This is a genomic window from Xanthomonas sp. CFBP 8443 (assembly GCF_025666195.1).
In the GTDB taxonomy this organism is placed as follows: Bacteria; Pseudomonadota; Gammaproteobacteria; order Xanthomonadales; family Xanthomonadaceae; genus Xanthomonas_A.
In genome coordinates, this window is the sequence record NZ_CP102592.1 from 255228 (window position 1) to 273748 (window position 18521).

The window sequence follows — 18521 nt, forward strand, 5'->3', positions numbered from 1 at the left end:
CGCGGCTGAAGCCGCTCCTACAGAGGAAGAGCGGCGTGTCGCGCGCCACGCATGGAGGCCGCCGCCATGCTCGCTAGCCTGATCCGTTTCGCCATCGCGCAGCGCTGGCTGATGCTGGCGCTGACCGGGGTGCTGGTCGCGATCGGCGCCTGGAGTTTCTCGCGCCTGCCGATCGACGCCACGCCGGACATCACCAACGTGCAGGTGCAGGTCAACACCGCCGCGCCCGGCTATTCGCCGCTGGAGGCCGAGCAGCGCGTCACCTTCCCGCTGGAGACGGTGCTGGCGGGATTGCCGGGACTGGAATCCACCCGCTCGCTGTCGCGCTACGGGCTGTCGCAGGTGACCGCGGTGTTCGCCGACGGCACCGACCTGTATTTCGCGCGGCAGCAGGTGGCCGAACGGCTGCAGCAGGTGAAGTCGCAACTGCCGCCGGAGCTGGAGCCGCAGCTCGGGCCGATCGCCACCGGCCTGGGCGAGATCTTCATGTACACGGTCGAGGCCAAGCCGAATGCGCGCAAGCCCGACGGCAGCGCGTGGACCGCCACCGACCTGCGCACGCTGCAGGACTGGGTGGTGCGGCCGCAGCTGCGCAACGTGCCGGGTGTGACCGAGGTCAACACCATCGGCGGCTATGCGCGGCAGATCCACATCACCCCGGACCCGGCGCGGCTGGTCGCGCTCGGCTTCACCCTGGACGACGTGGCGCGCGCGGTCGAGGCCAACAACCGCAACGTTGGCGCCGGCTACATCGAACGCAACGGTCAGCAGTTCCTGGTGCGGGTGCCGGGGCAGGTCAGCGGCATCGACGAGCTCGGCGCGATCGTGCTGGATCGGCGCGAAGGCGTGCCGATCCGGGTGCGCGACGTGGCCCAGGTCGGCGAGGGGCCGGAGCTGCGCACCGGCGCCGCCACCCAGGACGGCAGCGAGGTGGTGCTGGGCACGGTGTTCATGCTGGTCGGCGCCAACAGCCGCGCCGTGGCGCAGGCCTCGGCGGCCAGGCTCGAACAGGCCAACCGCAGCCTGCCGCCGGGCGTGCAGGCGGTGCCGGTGTACGACCGCACCGCGCTGGTCGATCGCACCATCGCCACCGTGGCCAAGAACCTGGTCGAGGGCGCGCTGCTGGTGATCGCGGTGCTGTTCCTGCTGCTGGGCAATTTCCGCGCGGCGCTGATCACCGCCGCGGTGATCCCGCTGGCGATGCTGTTCACCCTTACCGGCATGGTCCGCGGCGGCGTGTCCGGCAATTTGATGAGCCTGGGCGCGCTGGATTTCGGGCTGATCGTCGATGGCGCGGTGATCATCGTGGAGAACTGCCTGAGTCGCTTCGGGCAGGCGCAGCAGCGGCTGGGCCGCGTGCTCAGCGCCGCCGAGCGCTTCGAGCTGACCGCGCAGGCCACCGCCGAGGTGATCCGTCCCAGCCTGTTCGGCGTCGGCATCATCGCCGCGGTGTACCTGCCGGTGTTCGCGCTGACCGGCATCGAAGGCAAGATGTTCCACCCGATGGCGATCACCGTTGTGCTGGCGCTGACCGGGGCGATGCTGCTGTCGCTGACCTTCGTGCCGGCGGCGATCGCGTTGATGCTGGGTGGCAAGGTGGCCGAGCACGAGAACCGTGCGATGCGTTGGGCGCGGCAGGCGTACGCGCCGTTGCTGGACGGCGCGCTGCGCCACGCGCGCTGGATCGGCGCCGGCGCGCTGGCACTGGTGCTGTTGTGCGGGGTGCTGGCCACGCGGCTGGGTACCGAGTTCATTCCCAATCTCGACGAAGGCGACATCGCCCTGCACGCGCTGCGCATTCCCGGCACCAGCCTGGAGCAGGCGATCGCCATGCAGGCCACGCTGGAGCGGCGGATCAAGCAGTTTCCGGAAGTGGCGCACGTGTTCGGCAAGCTCGGCACCGCCGAGGTCGCCACCGACCCGATGCCGCCGTCGGTGGCCGACACCTTCCTGATCATGAAGCCGCGCGCGCAATGGCCCGATCCGCGCAAGCCCAAGGCGCAGTTGCTGGCCGAGATCGAGGCGGCGGTGCAGCAGTTGCCCGGCAACAACTACGAGTTCACCCAGCCGATCCAGATGCGCATGAACGAACTGATCTCCGGCGTGCGCGCGGACGTGGCGATCAAGCTCTACGGCGACGATCTGGACACGCTGGTGCAGGTCGGCCGGCGCATCGAGGAGGTGGCCCGCCGCGTGCCCGGCGCGGCCGACGTCAAGCTCGAGCAGGCCACGGGCCTGCCGATGCTGAGCGTGGTCCCAGACCGCACTGCGTTGGCCGGCTACGGACTCAATCCCGGCGTGGTGCAGGACACGGTGGCCGCCGCGGTGGGCGGGCAGGACGCCGGGCAACTGTTCGAAGGCGACCGCCGTTTCGACATCGTGGTGCGCCTGCCCGAAGCGCTGCGCCAGGATCCGGCGGCGCTGGCCGACCTGCCGATCCCATTGCGCGGCGACGGCGAGCGCGGCGACGCCGACGAGTCTAGCCGCGCGCCCGGCTGGCGCAGCGGGGCGCCGATCACCGTGCCGCTGCGCGAGGTGGCCAAGGTGGAAACCGTATTGGGGCCGAACCAGATCAACCGCGAGGACGGCAAGCGCCGCATCGTGGTCACCGCCAACGTGCGCGACCGCGACCTGGGCGGCTTCGTCGCCGAGCTGCAGCGCCGTGTGCAGGCCGAGGTCGAACTGCCCAGCGGCTACTGGATCGGCTACGGCGGCACCTTTGAGCAGCTGATTTCGGCCGGGCAGCGCCTGGCCTGGGTGGTGCCGGCCACGCTGCTGCTGATCTTCGCGCTGCTGTACTGGTCGTTCGGCTCGCTGCGCGATGCGGCGATCGTGTTCAGCGGCGTGCCGCTGGCGCTGACCGGCGGTGTGGTCGCGCTGGCGTTGCGCGGCATCCCGCTGTCGATCTCCGCCGGGGTCGGCTTCATCGCGCTGTCCGGGGTGGCGGTGCTCAACGGGCTGGTGATGATCGCCTTCGTGCGCAAGCTGCGCGAGGACGGTCTGGCGCTGGAGCAGGCGCTGCGCGAGGGCGCATTGGCGCGGCTGCGGCCGGTGCTGATGACCGCGCTGGTGGCGGCGCTGGGCTTCGTGCCGATGGCGTTCAACGTCGGCGCCGGCTCGGAAGTGCAGCGGCCGCTGGCCACGGTGGTGATCGGCGGCATCGTCTCTTCCACGCTGCTGACCCTGCTGGTGCTGCCGGTGCTGTACCGCTGGCTGCATCGGCGGGACACTGCCGAACCGGCGTCCGCGGTGGCCGCCGCCCCGACCCTCGCGAGGTGAGCCATGGCCGACAGTTGCTGCGGGTGCGGCAAGACCGTGGACGTGGCGGCGCTGCACGCCCGCCAACGCCGCGTGCTGTGGTGGGTGCTGGCGATCAACGCCGGCACCTTCGCGATGATGCTGGGCAGCGCCTGGCACAGCGGCTCGGCCTCGCTGCTGTCCGGCAGCCTGGACAACCTCGGCGACGCGTTGACCTATGCGCTGAGCCTGGCGGTGGTGGGCGCGAGCCTGGCGGCGAAGGCGCGCGTGGCGCTGCTCAAGGCCGCGCTGATCCTGGCCGCGGCGCTGGCGGTGGCCGCCGGCATCGGCTGGAAGCTGCTGCACCCGCAGCTGCCGCTGTTCGAGAGCATGGGCGTGGCCGCGGCGTTGAACCTGGCCGCCAACCTGCTGTGCCTGCGCCTGCTGTGGCCGTACCGTCGCGGCGACATCAACCTGGCCTCGGCCTGGGCCTGCTCGCTCAACGACGTCTACGAGGGCGGCGCGGTGATCCTGGCCAGCGTCGCGGTGTGGGCGTTCGGCGCAGGCTGGCCGGACCTGCTGATCGCCGCAGCGCTGTTGCTGCTGTTCCTGCGCTCGGCCTGGCGGGTGGCTCGGCGTGCCTGGGCGGAACTGCGCCAGGCCCGCGCGCTGCCGGTAAGTGCTTGCGACACAAGGGAAAGCCGTGCATAATGCGCGGCTCGCTGTGCCCGGCTCCGGTCGGAACGGCGGCCGGATACGCGATCTCCGGTCGGCCTTCCCCAGCGTAACTGCTTGATTTCCCACGTCGCGTGGTGGCCCGCAAGGCTGCCGGGGCCGCCGTCTCCCAGGCTATGGGCGACTCAAACTTTCTATCGAGGTGCGTAATGTCCCGCGTATGCCAAGTGTCCGGCAAGCGTGTGCAGACGGGTAACAACGTCTCCCACGCCAACAACAGAACCCGTCGCCGCTTCCTGCCCAACCTGCACGAGCGCCGCTTCTGGGTCGCCAGCGAGAACCGCTGGATCAAGCTCCGTGTTTCCGCGCATGCGTTGCGCACCATCGACAAGAACGGGATCGATGCCGTTCTGAAAGAGCTGCGCGCGCGCGGCGAAAAGGTCTGAGGAGTAAACAATCATGGCAGGCAAGCGTGACAAGATCCGTATGATTTCCTCGGCCGCCACCGGCCACTTCTACACCACGGACAAGAACAAGAAGAACACTCCGGGGAAGATGGAAATGATGAAGTACGACCCGGTCGTGCGTAAGCACGTGATGTACAAGGAAGGCAAGATCAAGTGATCGACTGATCGCTGGATCGCGTTTTCAGGTCGACACGGAACCCGCCGCAAGGCGGGTTTCGTGCGTCTGGGGTCCGCACATTTGTTCCGGCAGCAGGCCGTCGCCGCTGCGCGAGGCGGTCGCCCAACGCGCGTCGCCAATCGCGGCACCGCACGCGACGGTTGCGTTTGCCGCCGCAGCCCGCAGAATCGGGCGACTTGGCTTGCGAAGGGTCGCGATGCTGCCGTTCTGGTTGGAAGGCACCTGGTTGCTGGCGTTGGACTGGCTGATCCGGCTGGTGGCGTTGCTGTGGATCCCCGCGCGGACCACGCCCGGCGCGGCGCGCAGCTGGTTGCTGCTGGTGGGCTTCGTGCCGGTGCTGGGACTGCCGCTGTACCTGCTGCTTGGCCATCCGTGGCTGTCGCGCGAGCGCATCCAGCGCCAGGCGCAGGCCTCGCAGGTGATCCGCGAGCAGCAGGTGCCGCTGACCGCGTTGCGCTGGACTCCGCCCGCCGATACCGCGATCGCCGAGGTGGTGCCGCTGATCGAGCGCCAGGGCGACTTCATGCCGACCCATGGCAACACGGTGGAGCTGCTGGACCGCTATGCGGTGTCGCTGCAGGCGCTGATCGACGACATCGACGCGGCCGTGGAGCGCGTGCATCTGCTGTACTACCTGATGTTCGACGACGCGGTCGGCGAGGCGGTCGTGGCCGCGTTGCTGCGCGCCGCCGCGCGCGGCGTGCGCTGCCGTCTGCTGCTCGATGCGCGCGGCGGCCGCCGCGGGCTGCACCGCTACCGCAAGCGCCTGCGCGCGGCGGGGGTCGAGGTGCAGGCGCTGCTGCCGGGCGGGCTGCGCTGGCGCCGCAGCGGGCGCATGGACCTGCGCAACCACCGCAAGATCGCGGTGATCGACAACCGCGTCGGCTACATCGGCTCGCAGAACCTGGCCGCGGCCGAGTTCGTGCGCGGCCACCCCAACCGCGAGCTGGTGGCGCGGGTGCAGGGGCCGGTGGTCGCGCACCTGGAGGCGGTGTTCGCCAGCGACTGGTTCATCGAGACCGGGCAGCGCCTGCGCGTGACCGAGGTCACCGCGGTGCACGGGGCCGACACCGCCACGCAACTGCTGCCCAGCGGCCCGGCCTATCCGTTCGAGAACGCGCGCGATGCGGTCAATGCGCTGATCCACCTGGCGCGGCGGCGGATCGTGATGGTGACGCCGTACTTCGTGCCCGACGAGGCCACGCTCAGCGCGTTGCGTATCGCCGCGCTGTCCGGGGTGGACGTGCAGCTGATCCTGTCGGAGAGCAGCAACCAGCGGCTCACCGCCTGGGCGCAGGAGGCCTACTACGACGAACTGCTGCGCAGCGGGGTCAAGATCGCGCTGTACCGGCCGTGCTTCCTGCACGCCAAGCACCTGAGCGTGGACGAGGGCATCGCCCTGGTCGGCTCGATCAACCTGGACATCCGCTCCTTCGCGCTGAACGCGGAGATCGGCGTGCTGTGCTACAGCGCCGAGGTGGTGCAGCGGCTGCGCGTGGTGGAAGCCGAATACCTCGCAGATGCGCGCACGCTGTCGCTGGAAAGCTGGCGCAAGCGGCCGACATGGCGGCGCAGCCGCGAAGGCATCGCGCGCCTGGCCGATGCGTTGATGTGAACCGCGCACATGGACGTGACGGCATGATGTCGCCGCCATGCGCGATCTTTGTCGCGACATGCGCGATGGTTCTCAGCCGCAGGCCGAGCCGGCGAGGGCATCCCTTACAATCGCCGGCATGAGCGAACTCCTGCCCACCGCGTCCGATGGCGACTGCGATTGCGATATCGCCATCGTCGGCGGCGGCGCGGCCGGCATCCTGGTCGCGTTGCAGCTGCTGCGACAGGCCACGCGCGCGCTGCGGCTGCAGCTGATCGAACCGCAGGCTGCGCTGGCGCAGGGCGTGGCCTATGCGACGCCATGCGCGGAGCACCTGCTGAACGTGCCGGCCGGGCGCATGAGCGCCTTCGCCGAGCTGCCCGACGATTTCCTCGACTGGTTGCAGCAGCAGGCGCTGTATCCGGCGCTGCAGCGCGCCGCGCTGGCGCAGGCCTACGTGCAACGCCGCCACTACGCCGAGTACCTGCGCGCGCGCCTGACGCAGGCGCAGGCCGCAAGTCCGGCGCAGGTGCGGTGGCGGCAGGCGCGGGTGGTGGCGCTGGATCGCGACGATCGTGGCCAGGCGTTGCGGCTGCAGGACGGCACGACGCTGCGTGCGCAGGCGACGGTGCTGGCGCTGGGCAACAGCCTGCGTCCGCTGCCGGCGCGCGGCGCGTCCAGCCTGCCCGCGCAGGCGCGCGTGGACGCCTGGAACCACGCACAGCTGCACGCGATCCCGCGCGAGGCCACGGTGTGCATCGTCGGCGCCGGCCTGAGCATGGTCGACAGCGTGCTGACCCTGCTCGCCAACGCGCATCGCGGCCCGGTCCACGTGATCTCGCGGCATGCCTTGCTGCCGCTGCCGCACGTCGCGCACGCCGACCATGCAGCGGCCGATTTCGACCCGCAACCGTTGCTGGCCTTGCCGTTGCGCCAGCGCCTGCGCGCGCTGCGCCGGCACGCGGCCGCGGCGCAGGCGCACGGCCTGCCGTGGCAGGGCGTGATGGACCGGCTGCGGCCGCTGGGCCAGGCGCTGTGGCAGTCGCTGTCGGCCACCGAGCAACGCCGTTTCCTGCGCCATGCGGTGCGCTACTGGGACGTGCACCGGCACCGCATCGCCGCACCGGTCTTCGCTCAATTGCAGGCGATGCGCCAGGTCGGCCAGCTGCGCATGCACCGCGCGCGGCTGGACACGGTATTCCCGGTCGGCGCCTGCGTGCAGGTCAACGCGGTCGGTCCCGACGGCCTGGCGCTGCAACTGGACGCCCATTACCTGGTCAACGCCACTGGTGTGGAACTGCGCGCGCAGACCATGCGCAGCCCGCTGCTGCACCAGCTGCTGGGCTGCGGCCACGCCATGCCCGGCCCACACGGCATCGGCGTCGCCACCGCGCCCGACGGCGCCCTGCTCGACGCCGACGGCCACGCCGATGCGCGCATCCGCGTGCTCGGCAGCCTGCGCATCGGCAGCCTGTGGGAAAGCCTGGCGATCCCGGAACTGCGCGTGCAGGCGCAGCAGCAGGCGCAGGCGTTGTTGTGCGAACTGCCGGCCAATCCCGACGCGCAATGACGGCATGCCGGGCTGCCGTTGTGGCGCCCAAGCGCTGCAGGCAGACGCGTCACTGTAGGAGCGGCTTCAGCCGCGACAAGCGTTACCAGTGATGCCTGTCTAGGCCCTGGCCTCCACGGAATGTCGCGTCGTCCGCCCCAGCAGCAGGTAGATCGCGACCGCCGACATCGCCGTGATCGCCGCCAGCGTCCGCGCCAGCACCGCGAACCCGTCGGCATAGGCGTGGCGCAACTGCGCCATGGATGCGGCGCTGCCCGCATGCGCGGCTTGCGCCAGGTCGCCCGCGGCCAGGCGTTGCGCGGTCTCGGCCAACGCGGCGCTGGTCGTCGCCGGCGCCGTGGCCGCCAGCTGCCACTGGATCAGTCCGGCCAGCAACGCGGCCACGCTCGCCAGTGCGATGCCTTCGCCGGCCACGCGCAAGGTGCCGAAGATGCCGGCCGCCATGCCGGCGCGTTCCTTCGGCACCACGCTGACCGACAGTGCGTCCATCAGTCCCCATGGCAGCGCGGTGCCGGCGCCGATCAGCAACAGTGCCGGCAGCGCCTGCGCGGGAGGGCGTGCGCTCAGCCAGTACAGCCCGACAGCGGCCAAGGCCAACCCCGCCGCGGACAGCAGGCCCGGGGCGATGCGCTGCGCCAGCGCCGCCGCCACGCGCGGCACCACCAGCATCGGCGCCGACAGCGCCAACAGGGTCAGCCCGGCGTCGCTGGCGCGCTGGCCGTCCACCCCGATCAGCCGCAACGGCAGCAGCACCAGCAGCACCACATAGCTGTAGCAGGTCGCCACCGGCAGCAGTTGCACGCCGACGAAGCGGCGGTAGCGGAACAGGCTCAGATCCAGCATCGGCCGATGACAGCGCCGCTCGATCCGCACGAAGCCGAGCAACAGCGCCGCCGCGGCGCCCAGCAGGGCCAGGGTCGGCACACTGTGCCAGCCGCTGTGCGGCCCCTGGATCAGCGCGGCGGTGAACGCTGCCAGCGCCGCGCTGAAGCACAGCGCGCCGGCGCGGTCGGCCGGTCCCGGGGCGGGATCGCGCGACTCGCGCAGGCAGCGCGCGCCGACCGCCCAGGCGAGCGCGGCCAGCGCGGCCAGGCCGAAGAAGATCGCGCGCCAGCCGACGTGTTCGATCAGCACGCCGGCCGCCAGCGGGCCGAACGCCAGGCCGGTGCCGAAGGTGGTGCCGAGCAGGCTGAACGCACGCGCCCGCGCGACGCCGTCGTACAGCTGCGCCAGCGCCGCGGTGCCGCCGGCCAGCGCGGCGGCCGCGCCCACGCCCTGCAGCGCCCGCAGCAGATCGATCGCCACCACCGAGCCGGCCAGGCCGACGCCCAGCGAGGCGGCGGCGAACAGGCCCAGCCCACCCAGGAACACGCGCTTGCGGCCATGCCGGTCGGCCAGGGCGCCGGCGGCGAGCAGCAGGCTGCCGAAGCTGAGCATGAAGGCATTGGTGATCCAGGCCAGCGCCAGCGCGCTGCCGCCCAGCGCTGCGCCGATCGCCGGCGTGGCGACCGCGCCGCCGGAGAAGTTCAGCGGCAAGGCCAGGGCGGCCAGGCACACCGCGGCGAGTGCGGCGCCGCGTCGTGCGGGAGCTGCTGGGGAGGAAACGGAGGAGCGGAGGGTCATCGCGAGCGGCTCGGCCGGCGGCTGCCGGGATCGCGACTAGAGATAACGTGGCAGGAGTCACCGAAAAAGGCCGCCGATCTCCATGGATAGCGGAGAAGAATTCCGTAATATCCCTGTATGGATCGTTTGACCGGCATCGTCGCCTTCGTCCGCGCCGCCGAACAGCTGAGTTTCGTCGGTGCCGGCCGCGTGCTCGGCATCTCGGCGTCGGCGGTGGGCAAGAGCGTGGCCGCGCTGGAGCGCGAACTGGGCGTGCGCCTGCTACAGCGGACCACCCGGCGCATCGCGCTGACCGCCGAAGGGCGGCTGTTCTTCGAGCGCTGCCAGCGCGTGCTGGAGGAACTGCGCGAGGCCGAGAGCGTGCTGGCGCAGACGCTGCAGGCGCCGCGCGGGTTGCTGCGGCTGGGCCTGCCGACCATCGGCTACCGCTTCCTGCTGCCGCTGCTGCCCGCGTTCCACGAGCGCTATCCCGAGGTGGAGCTGGAACTGGAATTCGACGACCGCCTGGTCGACGTGGTCGAGCGCGGCCTGGATGCGGTGATCCGCAGCGGCACGCAGGCCGATTCGAGCCTGATGTCGCGGCGCCTGGGGCCGTTCCGCTTCTGCATCTGCGCCGCGCCGGACTACCTGCGCCGCCGCGGCGTGCCGCAGACGCCGGCGCAGCTGGCCGCGCACGACACCCTGCGCTTCCGTTTTCCCACCACCGGCAAGCTGCACGAGTGGCCCTTGTCCACGCCGGCGCCGCTGCCGCGGGCGGTCCTGACCTGCAACAACATGGAAGCGCTGCGCGCGGCGGCGATCGGCGGCATGGGCATCGGCTGCATGCCGGAGTTCCTGGCCCGCGAGGCGCTGGCCGACGGCCGCCTGCAGGCGCTGCTCGATGCCGAGTTGAACGACAGCGGCCAGTTCTTCGTGTTGTGGCCGTCCAGCCGGCAACTGTCGCCGAAGCTGCGCGCGTTCGTGGATTTCGTGGCCGAACGCCTGTTCCCGGCGGCTTGACCGCGCGCTGGCGAACTTTTTGCGGCGCCGCGTCCGCCGTCGCAGCCGATGCGCCGCCGCAACCGGTAAAATGTCCGGGTGGATGTCTCCCATTTGCTCGATGATCTGAACCCCGCCCAGCGCGAGGCCGTCTCCGCACCGTCCGGCCATTACCTGGTCCTGGCCGGCGCCGGGTCCGGCAAGACGCGCGTGCTCACCCACCGCATCGCCTGGCTCAACGAAGTCCACGGCGTGCCGGTGCACGGCATCTTCGCGGTCACCTTCACCAACAAGGCGGCCGGCGAGATGCGCCACCGCACCGACCTGCAGCTGCGCAACGGCAGCCGCGGCATGTGGATCGGCACCTTCCACGGCCTGGCGCACCGCCTGCTGCGGCTGCACTGGCAGGACGCGAAGTTGCCGGAAAGCTTCCAGGTGCTCGACTCCGACGACCAGCTGCGGCTGGTCAAGCGCGTCGTGCAGCAGCTGGAGCTGGACGAGGGCAAGTTCCCGCCCAAGCAGATCGTGTGGTGGATCAACCAGCAGAAGGACGAGGGCCGGCGCGCACAGCACATCCAGCCCGAGCCGCGCGACGAGTGGACCACCACCCTGCGCAGCGCCTACGCGCTGTACCAGGAGCGCTGCGACCGGGCGGGCCTGGTCGATTTCGCCGAGCTGCTGCTGCGCGCGCACGAACTGCTGCGCGACAACCCGGCGCTGCTGGCGCACTACCGCAGCCGCTTCGGCGAGATCCTGGTCGACGAGTTCCAGGACACCAACGCCATCCAGTACGCGTTCGTGCGCGTGCTCGCCGGCGACAGCGGGCGCGTGTTCGTGGTCGGCGACGACGACCAGGCGATCTACGGCTGGCGCGGCGCCAAGGTCGAGAACGTGCAGCGCTTCCTGAAGGATTTCCCGAACGCGCAGACCATCCGCCTGGAGCAGAACTACCGTTCCAGCGCCAACATCCTCAACGCCGCCAACGCGGTGATCGCGCACAACCCGGACCGCATCGGCAAGCAGCTGTGGACCGATTCGGGCGACGGCGACCCGATCGACCTGTACGCGGCCTACAACGAGATCGACGAGGCGCGCTACGTGGTCGAGCGCGTGCGCCAGTGGGTGCGCGACGGCGGCAGCTACAGCGAGGCGGCGGTGCTCTACCGCAGCAACGCGCAGTCGCGCGCGTTCGAAGAATCGCTGATCGCCGAACAGGTGCCGTACCGCGTCTACGGCGGCATGCGCTTCTTCGAGCGCGCCGAAATCAAGGACACCCTGGCCTACCTGCGGCTGGTCGCCAACCGCGCCGACGACGCGGCGTTCGAGCGCGCGGTGAACACCCCCACCCGCGGCATCGGCGACCGCACCCTGGACGAAGTGCGGCGCCTGGCACGCGCGCAGTCGCTGTCGTTGTGGGCCGCCGCGCAGCAGGCCGCGCAACAGGGCGGCGACCTCGCCGCGCGGGCGCGCAACGCCCTGGCGCAGTTCCTGGGCCTGATCGAGCAGCTGTCCGCCGAGGTGGCCGGGCTGCCGCTGCCCGAGCAGATCGATCAGGTGCTGGCGCGCTCGGCGTTGCGCGACCACTGGAGCAAGGAAAGCCGCGGCGGGCTGGATTCGGAATCGCGCACCGACAACCTCGACGAACTGGTCTCGGTGGCCTCGCGCTTCGTGCGCGCCGACGGCGACGAGGACGCCGACGAAGGCCGCCAGGCGATGACCGAGCTGGTCGCGTTCCTGGCCTACGCCTCGCTGGAGGCCGGCGAAGGCCAGGCCCAGGCCGGCGAGGACGGCGTGCAGCTGATGACGCTGCATTCGGCCAAGGGCCTGGAATTCCCGCTGGTGTTCCTGGCCGGCATGGAAGACGGCCTGTTCCCCAGCGCGCGTTCGCTGGAGGAGAGCGGGCGGCTGGAGGAAGAGCGGCGCCTGGCCTACGTCGGCATCACCCGCGCCCGCCACAAGCTGGTGCTCAGCTATGCCGAGTCGCGGCGCATCCACGGCCAGGACAACTACAACGTGCCCTCGCGCTTCCTGCGCGAGATCCCGCGCGAGCTGCTGCACGAAGTGCGGCCGAAGGTACAGGTGTCGCGCAGCGCCTCACTCGGCGCGCAACGCAACCTCGGCCACAGCGTCATCGAGGCGCCGGCGATCAAGCTCGGCGCCAACGTGCAGCACCCCAAGTTCGGCGGCGGCGTGGTCGTCGACTACGAGGGCAGCGGCGCCCACGCGCGCGTGCAGGTGCAGTTCGACGAAGTCGGCGCGAAGTGGCTGGTGATGGCGTACGCGAATCTGACGGTGATCTAACGGGCTGGACGCTTGCCGCTCCGCTGGCGCCAGGGCGGCGACTGCATTGCCGCCTGCTCATGCATGGCGCGCGGCATCCCCCGGCGAACGCAGTCGCTCACTCTCCGGCTTCGGAAACAGTCGGGACTGAGGCTCCTCCTACGGTGCATCCAGCCACCTCGCCGCAAGCCCGTGTAGGAGCGGCTTCAGCCGCGACGAACGAAGCCATGCAGACCCCAGCCTTGGAAACAGTCGGGACTGAAGTCCCTCCTGCAGTGCCCCAGCCACCTCGTCGCAAGCCCCTTGTGGGAGCGACTTCAGTCGCGACGAACGACGCCACGCAGCATCCGGTTTCGGAGCCTCGGGCTGAAGGCCTTCCCGCAGCGCGCAGTGCATCCGGCAAGCCCGTCGCAAGTCCTCGCCGACGACGTGACAGTGGCAACAGAGTGGTATCCGAATGTCCGGCGTTCTTCGGCCCACCACGGATGCGCCATCACTGCCCCGCAGGCGGTTCCCAAAGCTCCACCTTGTTGCCTTCCGGATCGATGACCCAGGCGAATTTCCCGTATTCGGAATCGTCCACGCGATCGAGCACGTTGCAGCCTTCCTCGCGCAATACCTGGACCAGCGCGTGCAGATCGTCCACCCGGTAATTGATCATGAAGGGCGCCGTGCTGGGCGCGAATTGCTCGCCTTGCGCCGAGCCGATCGACCAGATGGTGCTGCCGGCGAGCGGCTCGCCCGCGGCGTCGGTCCAGGCGAACGCGGTGCCGCCCCATGCCTGCACATCGATGCCCAGATGGCGCTTGTACCAGGCCTGCAGCGCCGCAGCGTCGTTGGCCTTGAAGAAGATGCCGCCAATGCCGGTGACGCGCTTCATGTCATGGTGTCCTTCGCCGATGCATGCGCGCGACGCTATCACCCGGGGTCCTCTGCCAACAAGCGCTACTTCTGGGTCGGTGCGGCCGGTGCGGCGCGCCGCCGGCGCGCTTCCAGTGCGGCATAGCCGGCAGTCGCCAGCAGCAGCGGTCCCAGGTAGTAGAACGCGCGATAGGCGAGCAGGGCGGCGAGCAGTTGCGACTGCGGCACCTGGTGGCCGAGCATGGGCAGGAACACCGCCTCCATCACGCCGATGCCGGCGGGGATGTGGGCGATGGCCGAGGCGACCGCCGCCACCAGCAGCGTGCCGAGCACGGAGACGTAGTCCACGCCGGGCGGCATCAGCACGAACAGCAGCGTGCCCATCAGCGTCCAGTTGGCGGCGCCCAGCGCCAGCTGCAACACCGCCAGCGGCAGCGGCGGCAGATGCAGGGCGTGGCCGCGGACTTCGAGCGCGCGTCCGCGCGCCAGGTGGCACGCCAGCAAATAGCCGGCCACGGCCAGCAGCATCGCCGCGCCCAGCCACGGCAGGCTCGCGCCGCTCACCGGCCAGTGCGGCGGCGTGCGCAAGCGGCCGGAGGCGAACAGCGCGCCGGCCAGCAGCAGGTAGCCCATCCAGTTGGTGCCGATGGTGAAGGCGACGATGCGGCCGATGGTCCCCAGCCGCAGCCCCTCGCGTGCGTACAACCGATAGCGGAAGCCCGCGCCGCCGACTAGCGCGCCGACATTGAGGCTGAAGGCGTAGGCGATGACCGCGATCGCCATCACCCGCGGCGTCGCCAGCGGGTGCCGGGTGTAGCGGCGTGCGCCCAGGTCGTAGCAGGCGTACAGCGCGTAGCTGGCCAGGGTCAGGCCGGCCGCCAGCGCCAGGGTGCCGCCGCCGTAGCCGGCCAGCGTCGCCCCGACCTGCGCCCAGTCCACCGAGCGTCCATAGCGCACCAGCAGGAACGCCACCAGCGCCAGGAACGCCAGGTACGCGATGCGGCGCACGCGGCGCCAGCGCCGGCTGCGGGCGGGCGCGGCCGTCACGGCGACGGCCCACGGTGATGCGGCGGGCGCAGCAACGCCGTGCGCGGCGTGCGTGCGGGCAGGCGGCTGGCCCATTGCGGAAAATTGCGCAGCACATGGAACAGCACCGGGCGCAGCAACGGTTGCCAGAAGCGCCCCCGCGGCACGCTCGCCGGCTCGACCCGGCGGCAGTGCGTCTCCATCAGGCGGCGCAGGCAGCCGTGCAGTTCGCGCGCGAACGCCGCGTCGCGGATCAGCAGGTTGGCTTCCAGGTTGAGCGACAGGCTCAGCGGATCCAGGTTGCTGGAGCCCACCGTGCTCCATTCGCCGTCGATCACCGCCACCTTGCCGTGGAACGGGCGTTCGCAGTATTCGAAGATGTGCACGCCCGCGTCCACCAGGTGGCGGTACAGGGCGCGCGCGGCGATCAGCGCCAGCGGGGTATCCGGCTGGCCCTGGAACAGCATGCACACCCTGACCCCGCGCCGGGCGGCGGCGCACAGGTCGCGCAGGAAGCCGTAGCCGGGGAAGAAGTACGCGTTGGCGATGACGATCTCGCGCCGCGCCTCACGGAAGGCCTGCCGGTAGGCGCGTTCGATGCTGCGCGAGCGGCGCCCGTTGTCGCGCGGCAGGAAGCACACCTCGGCAGGGCCGGCGGCGCGGTGCGGCTCCGGCAGTTCCTGCGGCTGCCAGCCCTCGCCGGTGCCGTGGGTCTGCATCGCGCGGCGCATGAACGAGACCATGTCCGCCACCACCGGGCCTTCGACTTCGACGGCGTAGTCCTGCTTGGCCTCCGGGCCGAAATCGGTCAGGTGATCGGCCGAATAGTTGATGCCGCCGACCATGCCGATCGTGCCGTCGACGACCAGCAGCTTGCGGTGCATGCGCCGGAACACGTTGAGGCGGACGCCGAGCAGGGTCGGCTGGCGGTCGAACATGCGCAGTTCGACGCCGGCCTCGATCAGTTCGCGCACGAACTCCGGCGACAGGTCCGGCGAGCCGAACGCGTCCACCAGCAGGTGCACGCGCACGCCGCGCCGCGCCGCCGCGACCAGGCGCTCCTTGAGCGGAATGCCCACCTTGTCCTCGAACCAGATGAAGGTCTCCAGCAGCACTTCGTGCTGCGCGGCGTCGATGGCCGCGTAGACGCGCGCGAAGTAGACGTCGCCGTTCTCCAGCAGGCGCAGGCGGTGGCCCTGGCGCCAACGCGAATCGATCGCCCGCGACCGCTTCACAACGCGATCCTCGCCAGCAGCGGCGCGTGGTCGGACAGGTGCGACCACGGCCGCCCGGTCAGCACGCGTGCGGCGTCGATGCGCGCGTTGCGCAGGTAGATGCGGTCGACCGGCAGCAGCGGCCAGCGCGAGGGGAAGGTCCGCGCCACCCGCCCATGCAGGTGATCGAAAGCTTCCACCAACCCGCAGCGGCGCAGCAGCCGATGGCCGCGCACGCGCCAGTCGTTGAAGTCGCCGGCCACGATCAGCGGCGCCTCCGGCGGGATCTCGTCGGACACGATGCCGCACAGCAGCCCGATCTGCTTGCGCCGGTGCGCCTCGCGCAGGCCCAGGTGCACGCAGACCGTATGTACGTCGGCATCGAAACCGGGCACGCGCACCACGGCATGCAGCAGTCCGCGCTGTTCGTGGCCCTGTACCGACACGTCGCGGTTGACCGACGAGGCGATCGGGAACCGCGACAGCATCGCGTTGCCGTGGTGGCCGTGCGGGTAGACCGCGTTGCGCCCGTAGGCGAACTGCGGCCACAGCGTATCGGCGAGGAACTCGTACTGGGTCTGCGCCGGCCAGTCGGCGTGCCGTCCCGCGTGCAGCGCGTGCTCGCCCAGCACCTCCTGCAGGAACACCATCTCGGCGGACACGGAGCGGATCGCCTCGCGCAGTTCGGGCAGCACGAAACGGCGATTGAGCAGGTTGAAGCCCATGTGCACGTTGACGGTCAGCACGTTGATCGAGGGCATGCGCGATGCGGACGGAGAAAACCGTCCTCCATTCTGCCCACGCCGTGCGTGCGGCGCGTGAGGGCCATCATGTCGGCGCGACCGCCTGCAGGCGCGCGAGCGCCCGCCGCATGCACTCCAGCCAGGTCTGGCTTATCGTTCGGGCATGGAAGGAGACGGCAGAATGCGCGAGAGCAGTGAAGTTCGGAAGGGGGCCAGGGCGCATCTGCCGGTTCGCGCGGTGTGCCCATGACCTGGCGACGCCTGTTCGCCTCCCGCGTGCGGGTGCGCCAGGTGGCGTCGGAGGCGGTGCCGCCGGCGCCCGAGGAATTGATCTTGCGCAGGCTGCAGGGGCTTGCCGCATGGGACGCGGCGGATGCGCAGCCGCAGGATGCCTCCACCTTCCTGCGTAGCGTGCCGGCGCAGAAACTGTTCGATGTCGACGAATCACTGCGTAGGGCGCGCGGCCCGTCCTGCCCGGGATGGTCGACGCACGCGCTCGAGCGCATAGAGATGGCCGGGATGCCCGATTCCGCACGCCAGTCGCTGCTGTTCCTGGCATGCGCCGACGGCGATGGCCGGATCCGGCACGCGGCGTTGCGCACGCTGCCTGCGTTTCCCGGCTACCTGGCGCTGGCGGCCGCCCTGATCCGGTGTTCCGATTGGGTCGAAAATGTGCGCGCAACGGCGCAGGCGACCACGGAGCGGTTGCTGCAAGGGTGTCGGGGCGAGGACGTGGTCGCGCTCTGGCCGCTGGTGCTCAGGCTGCGCGCGCGCGAGCGCGTCTCGCAGCAGTGGTTTAGCGACCAGGTCGACGCCTGGATGCTTCAGGAGCCGTCGCGGCCATGGCTGCACGCGCTGATCGGACATCCGCGCGCCCAGGTGCGGGCCTGGGCGATCCGGCGCTGTCTGGACGCGGGCATCCGGTTCGACGCCGACCTGCTGGCGTTGGCCATGCGCGATCCCGATCCCGGGATCGCGTTGCACGCCTTGCGTCACGCCCAGCGCCGCTGCGATGCCACGCGTACGCGCGCGCTTGCCGACATCGGAGTGTGCGCCGCGCATCCGCTGGTCCGGCGCGAATCGCTGCGTGCGCTGTCGCAGATGCAGGGCGCGTTGCCGCGCGAGCAGGTGCTTGCCGCGCTCTGCGATGCCGCCGCCGGCGTTCGCTCGCTGGGCGTGTTCCTCCTGCGCGACCGCCATGCGGAAGAGCCTGCAGCGCATTGGCGTGCTGTCCTGGACAGCGACGCGTCGCGGCCGACCGTGGGCGCGCTGGCGGCACTGGCGGATCACGGGCGGCCGGAAGACGAGGCGCGCATGCGCCGCTGGCTGGGCGGCCCTAGCAGCCTGGTGCGCTCGCTTGCGCTGCGCGGCCTGATCAAGGCCGGCGGGCAGTTGAGCGACGCGCAGTTCGCGGCGTTCGTCGCCAGCGGTGGCAATCGTGCAGTCGGCATGCTTGTTCGTTACGTCCGCACCGGCGATGTGCCGGTCGACGTCGAGCGAATCGCTGCCGTCGTGTGTTCCCCCGCAAGCACCGAGGACGCGCGCCACACGCTGCGCGGGGTCGTGGCGGCGCTGGAGCATTGGACATGGCTCGCGCTTGTGCTGGAGTTTGCCTCAACCGACGGACCTGCGAGACAATGGTGGCGGCAGGCCATCGCCGATTGGGCAGCCCGCGGCGACGTCTATGCGCCGCTCGGCCCCCATCGTCGCCTCACGTTGCTGGATGCGCTGGAGGCACGCCGCGAGGAGATGCCGCTGGAGACCTACACGGTCATCGGTGCCGCCATCGGGCGGCACTGATGCGCCGCCTGGCCCGCCTGGCGATGCGGGCGATCCGATGCGCAGCGACTGCGGCGGCTTTTGGATCGTCGGGTGGCATGCGCCAGATGCGGTTGCGCCCGCAGACGTCATTGCTGGTGTTCTCAAGGTCGTTCATGCACCCATCGCCTCATTGGGTTATGCATTGCGCAGCCAGCGGATATCGCTCAGGTCTTTCACCTGTTTGACGAGAGATGTCGCCTCCCAGCAATTAATCAGGGCAGAGCATTTTCCAATGTCGTGATCTTAAAGCCATT

At 70.6% G+C, this 18521-nt stretch carries 14 protein-coding genes; 9 read left to right on the forward strand and 5 right to left on the reverse strand.

Going from position 1 to position 18521, the window contains the following annotated elements; all coding sequences use genetic code 11:
* The first annotated feature begins 66 nt into the window (after positions 1 to 66).
* The 6 genes from NUG20_RS01020 to NUG20_RS01045 all read left to right on the forward strand — a co-directional run bounded on the left by NUG20_RS01020 (position 67) and on the right by NUG20_RS01045 (position 7721).
* A complete protein-coding gene (locus NUG20_RS01020; protein ID WP_263396631.1) occupies positions 67 to 3279 on the forward strand; it encodes an efflux RND transporter permease subunit in 3213 nt (1070 codons plus the stop codon).
* A 3-nt stretch (positions 3280 to 3282) separates the two neighbouring features.
* On the forward strand, positions 3283 to 3948 hold the full coding sequence (locus NUG20_RS01025; RefSeq protein ID WP_263396632.1) for a cation efflux transmembrane domain-containing protein: 666 nt from the start codon (positions 3283 to 3285) through the stop codon (positions 3946 to 3948).
* A 173-nt stretch (positions 3949 to 4121) separates the two neighbouring features.
* Positions 4122 to 4358, forward strand: a complete 237-nt coding sequence (gene rpmB / locus NUG20_RS01030; protein WP_003467012.1) for a 50S ribosomal protein L28 — start codon at positions 4122 to 4124, stop codon at positions 4356 to 4358.
* A gap of 10 nt (positions 4359 to 4368) precedes the next feature.
* On the forward strand, positions 4369 to 4536 hold the full coding sequence (gene rpmG, locus NUG20_RS01035; RefSeq protein WP_170874102.1) for a 50S ribosomal protein L33: 168 nt from the start codon (positions 4369 to 4371) through the stop codon (positions 4534 to 4536).
* Between the two features lie 217 nt (positions 4537 to 4753).
* A complete protein-coding gene (gene cls, locus NUG20_RS01040) occupies positions 4754 to 6172 on the forward strand; it encodes a cardiolipin synthase (protein WP_263396633.1) in 1419 nt (472 codons plus the stop codon).
* Between the two features lie 118 nt (positions 6173 to 6290).
* Positions 6291 to 7721 carry an FAD/NAD(P)-binding protein gene (locus NUG20_RS01045; protein ID WP_263396634.1) on the forward strand — a complete coding sequence of 477 codons (1431 nt, stop codon included), beginning with the start codon at positions 6291 to 6293 and terminating at the stop codon, positions 7719 to 7721.
* A gap of 99 nt (positions 7722 to 7820) precedes the next feature.
* On the opposite strand, the gene NUG20_RS01050 is transcribed toward NUG20_RS01045, so the two are convergent.
* Complete coding sequence (locus tag NUG20_RS01050; RefSeq protein ID WP_263396635.1) at positions 7821 to 9344, reverse strand: MFS transporter; 1524 nt, start codon at positions 9342 to 9344, stop codon at positions 7821 to 7823.
* A gap of 117 nt (positions 9345 to 9461) precedes the next feature.
* Between NUG20_RS01050 and NUG20_RS01055 the strand changes: the two genes are divergently transcribed.
* Together NUG20_RS01055 and uvrD are read left to right on the forward strand one after the other, a co-directional pair.
* Positions 9462 to 10343, forward strand: coding sequence for a LysR family transcriptional regulator (locus NUG20_RS01055; protein ID WP_263396636.1), 882 nt, complete (start codon positions 9462 to 9464; stop codon positions 10341 to 10343).
* 78 nt (positions 10344 to 10421) lie between these two features.
* Entirely contained in the window at positions 10422 to 12623 is a 2202-nt protein-coding gene (uvrD, locus tag NUG20_RS01060) for a DNA helicase II (protein ID WP_263396637.1), read from the forward strand.
* Positions 12624 to 13095: 472 nt separating this feature from the next.
* On the opposite strand, the gene NUG20_RS01065 is transcribed toward uvrD, so the two are convergent.
* From NUG20_RS01065 to NUG20_RS01080, 4 genes are all read right to left on the reverse strand, one after another.
* Positions 13096 to 13482 (reverse strand): VOC family protein, encoded by a 387-nt coding sequence (locus tag NUG20_RS01065; protein ID WP_263396638.1) that lies wholly within the window; start codon positions 13480 to 13482, stop codon positions 13096 to 13098.
* 65 nt (positions 13483 to 13547) lie between these two features.
* Complete coding sequence (locus tag NUG20_RS01070; protein WP_263396639.1) at positions 13548 to 14471, reverse strand: lysylphosphatidylglycerol synthase domain-containing protein; 924 nt, start codon at positions 14469 to 14471, stop codon at positions 13548 to 13550.
* A gap of 35 nt (positions 14472 to 14506) precedes the next feature.
* Entirely contained in the window at positions 14507 to 15724 is a 1218-nt protein-coding gene (gene clsB, locus NUG20_RS01075; protein ID WP_263396640.1) for a cardiolipin synthase ClsB, read from the reverse strand.
* Positions 15721 to 16464, reverse strand: coding sequence for an endonuclease/exonuclease/phosphatase family protein (locus tag NUG20_RS01080; protein ID WP_263396641.1), 744 nt, complete (start codon positions 16462 to 16464; stop codon positions 15721 to 15723). The genes clsB and NUG20_RS01080 overlap by 4 nt, the downstream gene beginning before the upstream one ends.
* Before the next feature lie 228 nt (positions 16465 to 16692).
* Between NUG20_RS01080 and NUG20_RS01085 the strand changes: the two genes are divergently transcribed.
* A complete protein-coding gene (locus tag NUG20_RS01085) occupies positions 16693 to 18246 on the forward strand; it encodes a hypothetical protein (protein WP_263396642.1) in 1554 nt (517 codons plus the stop codon).
* Positions 18247 to 18521: the final 275 nt, after the last annotated feature.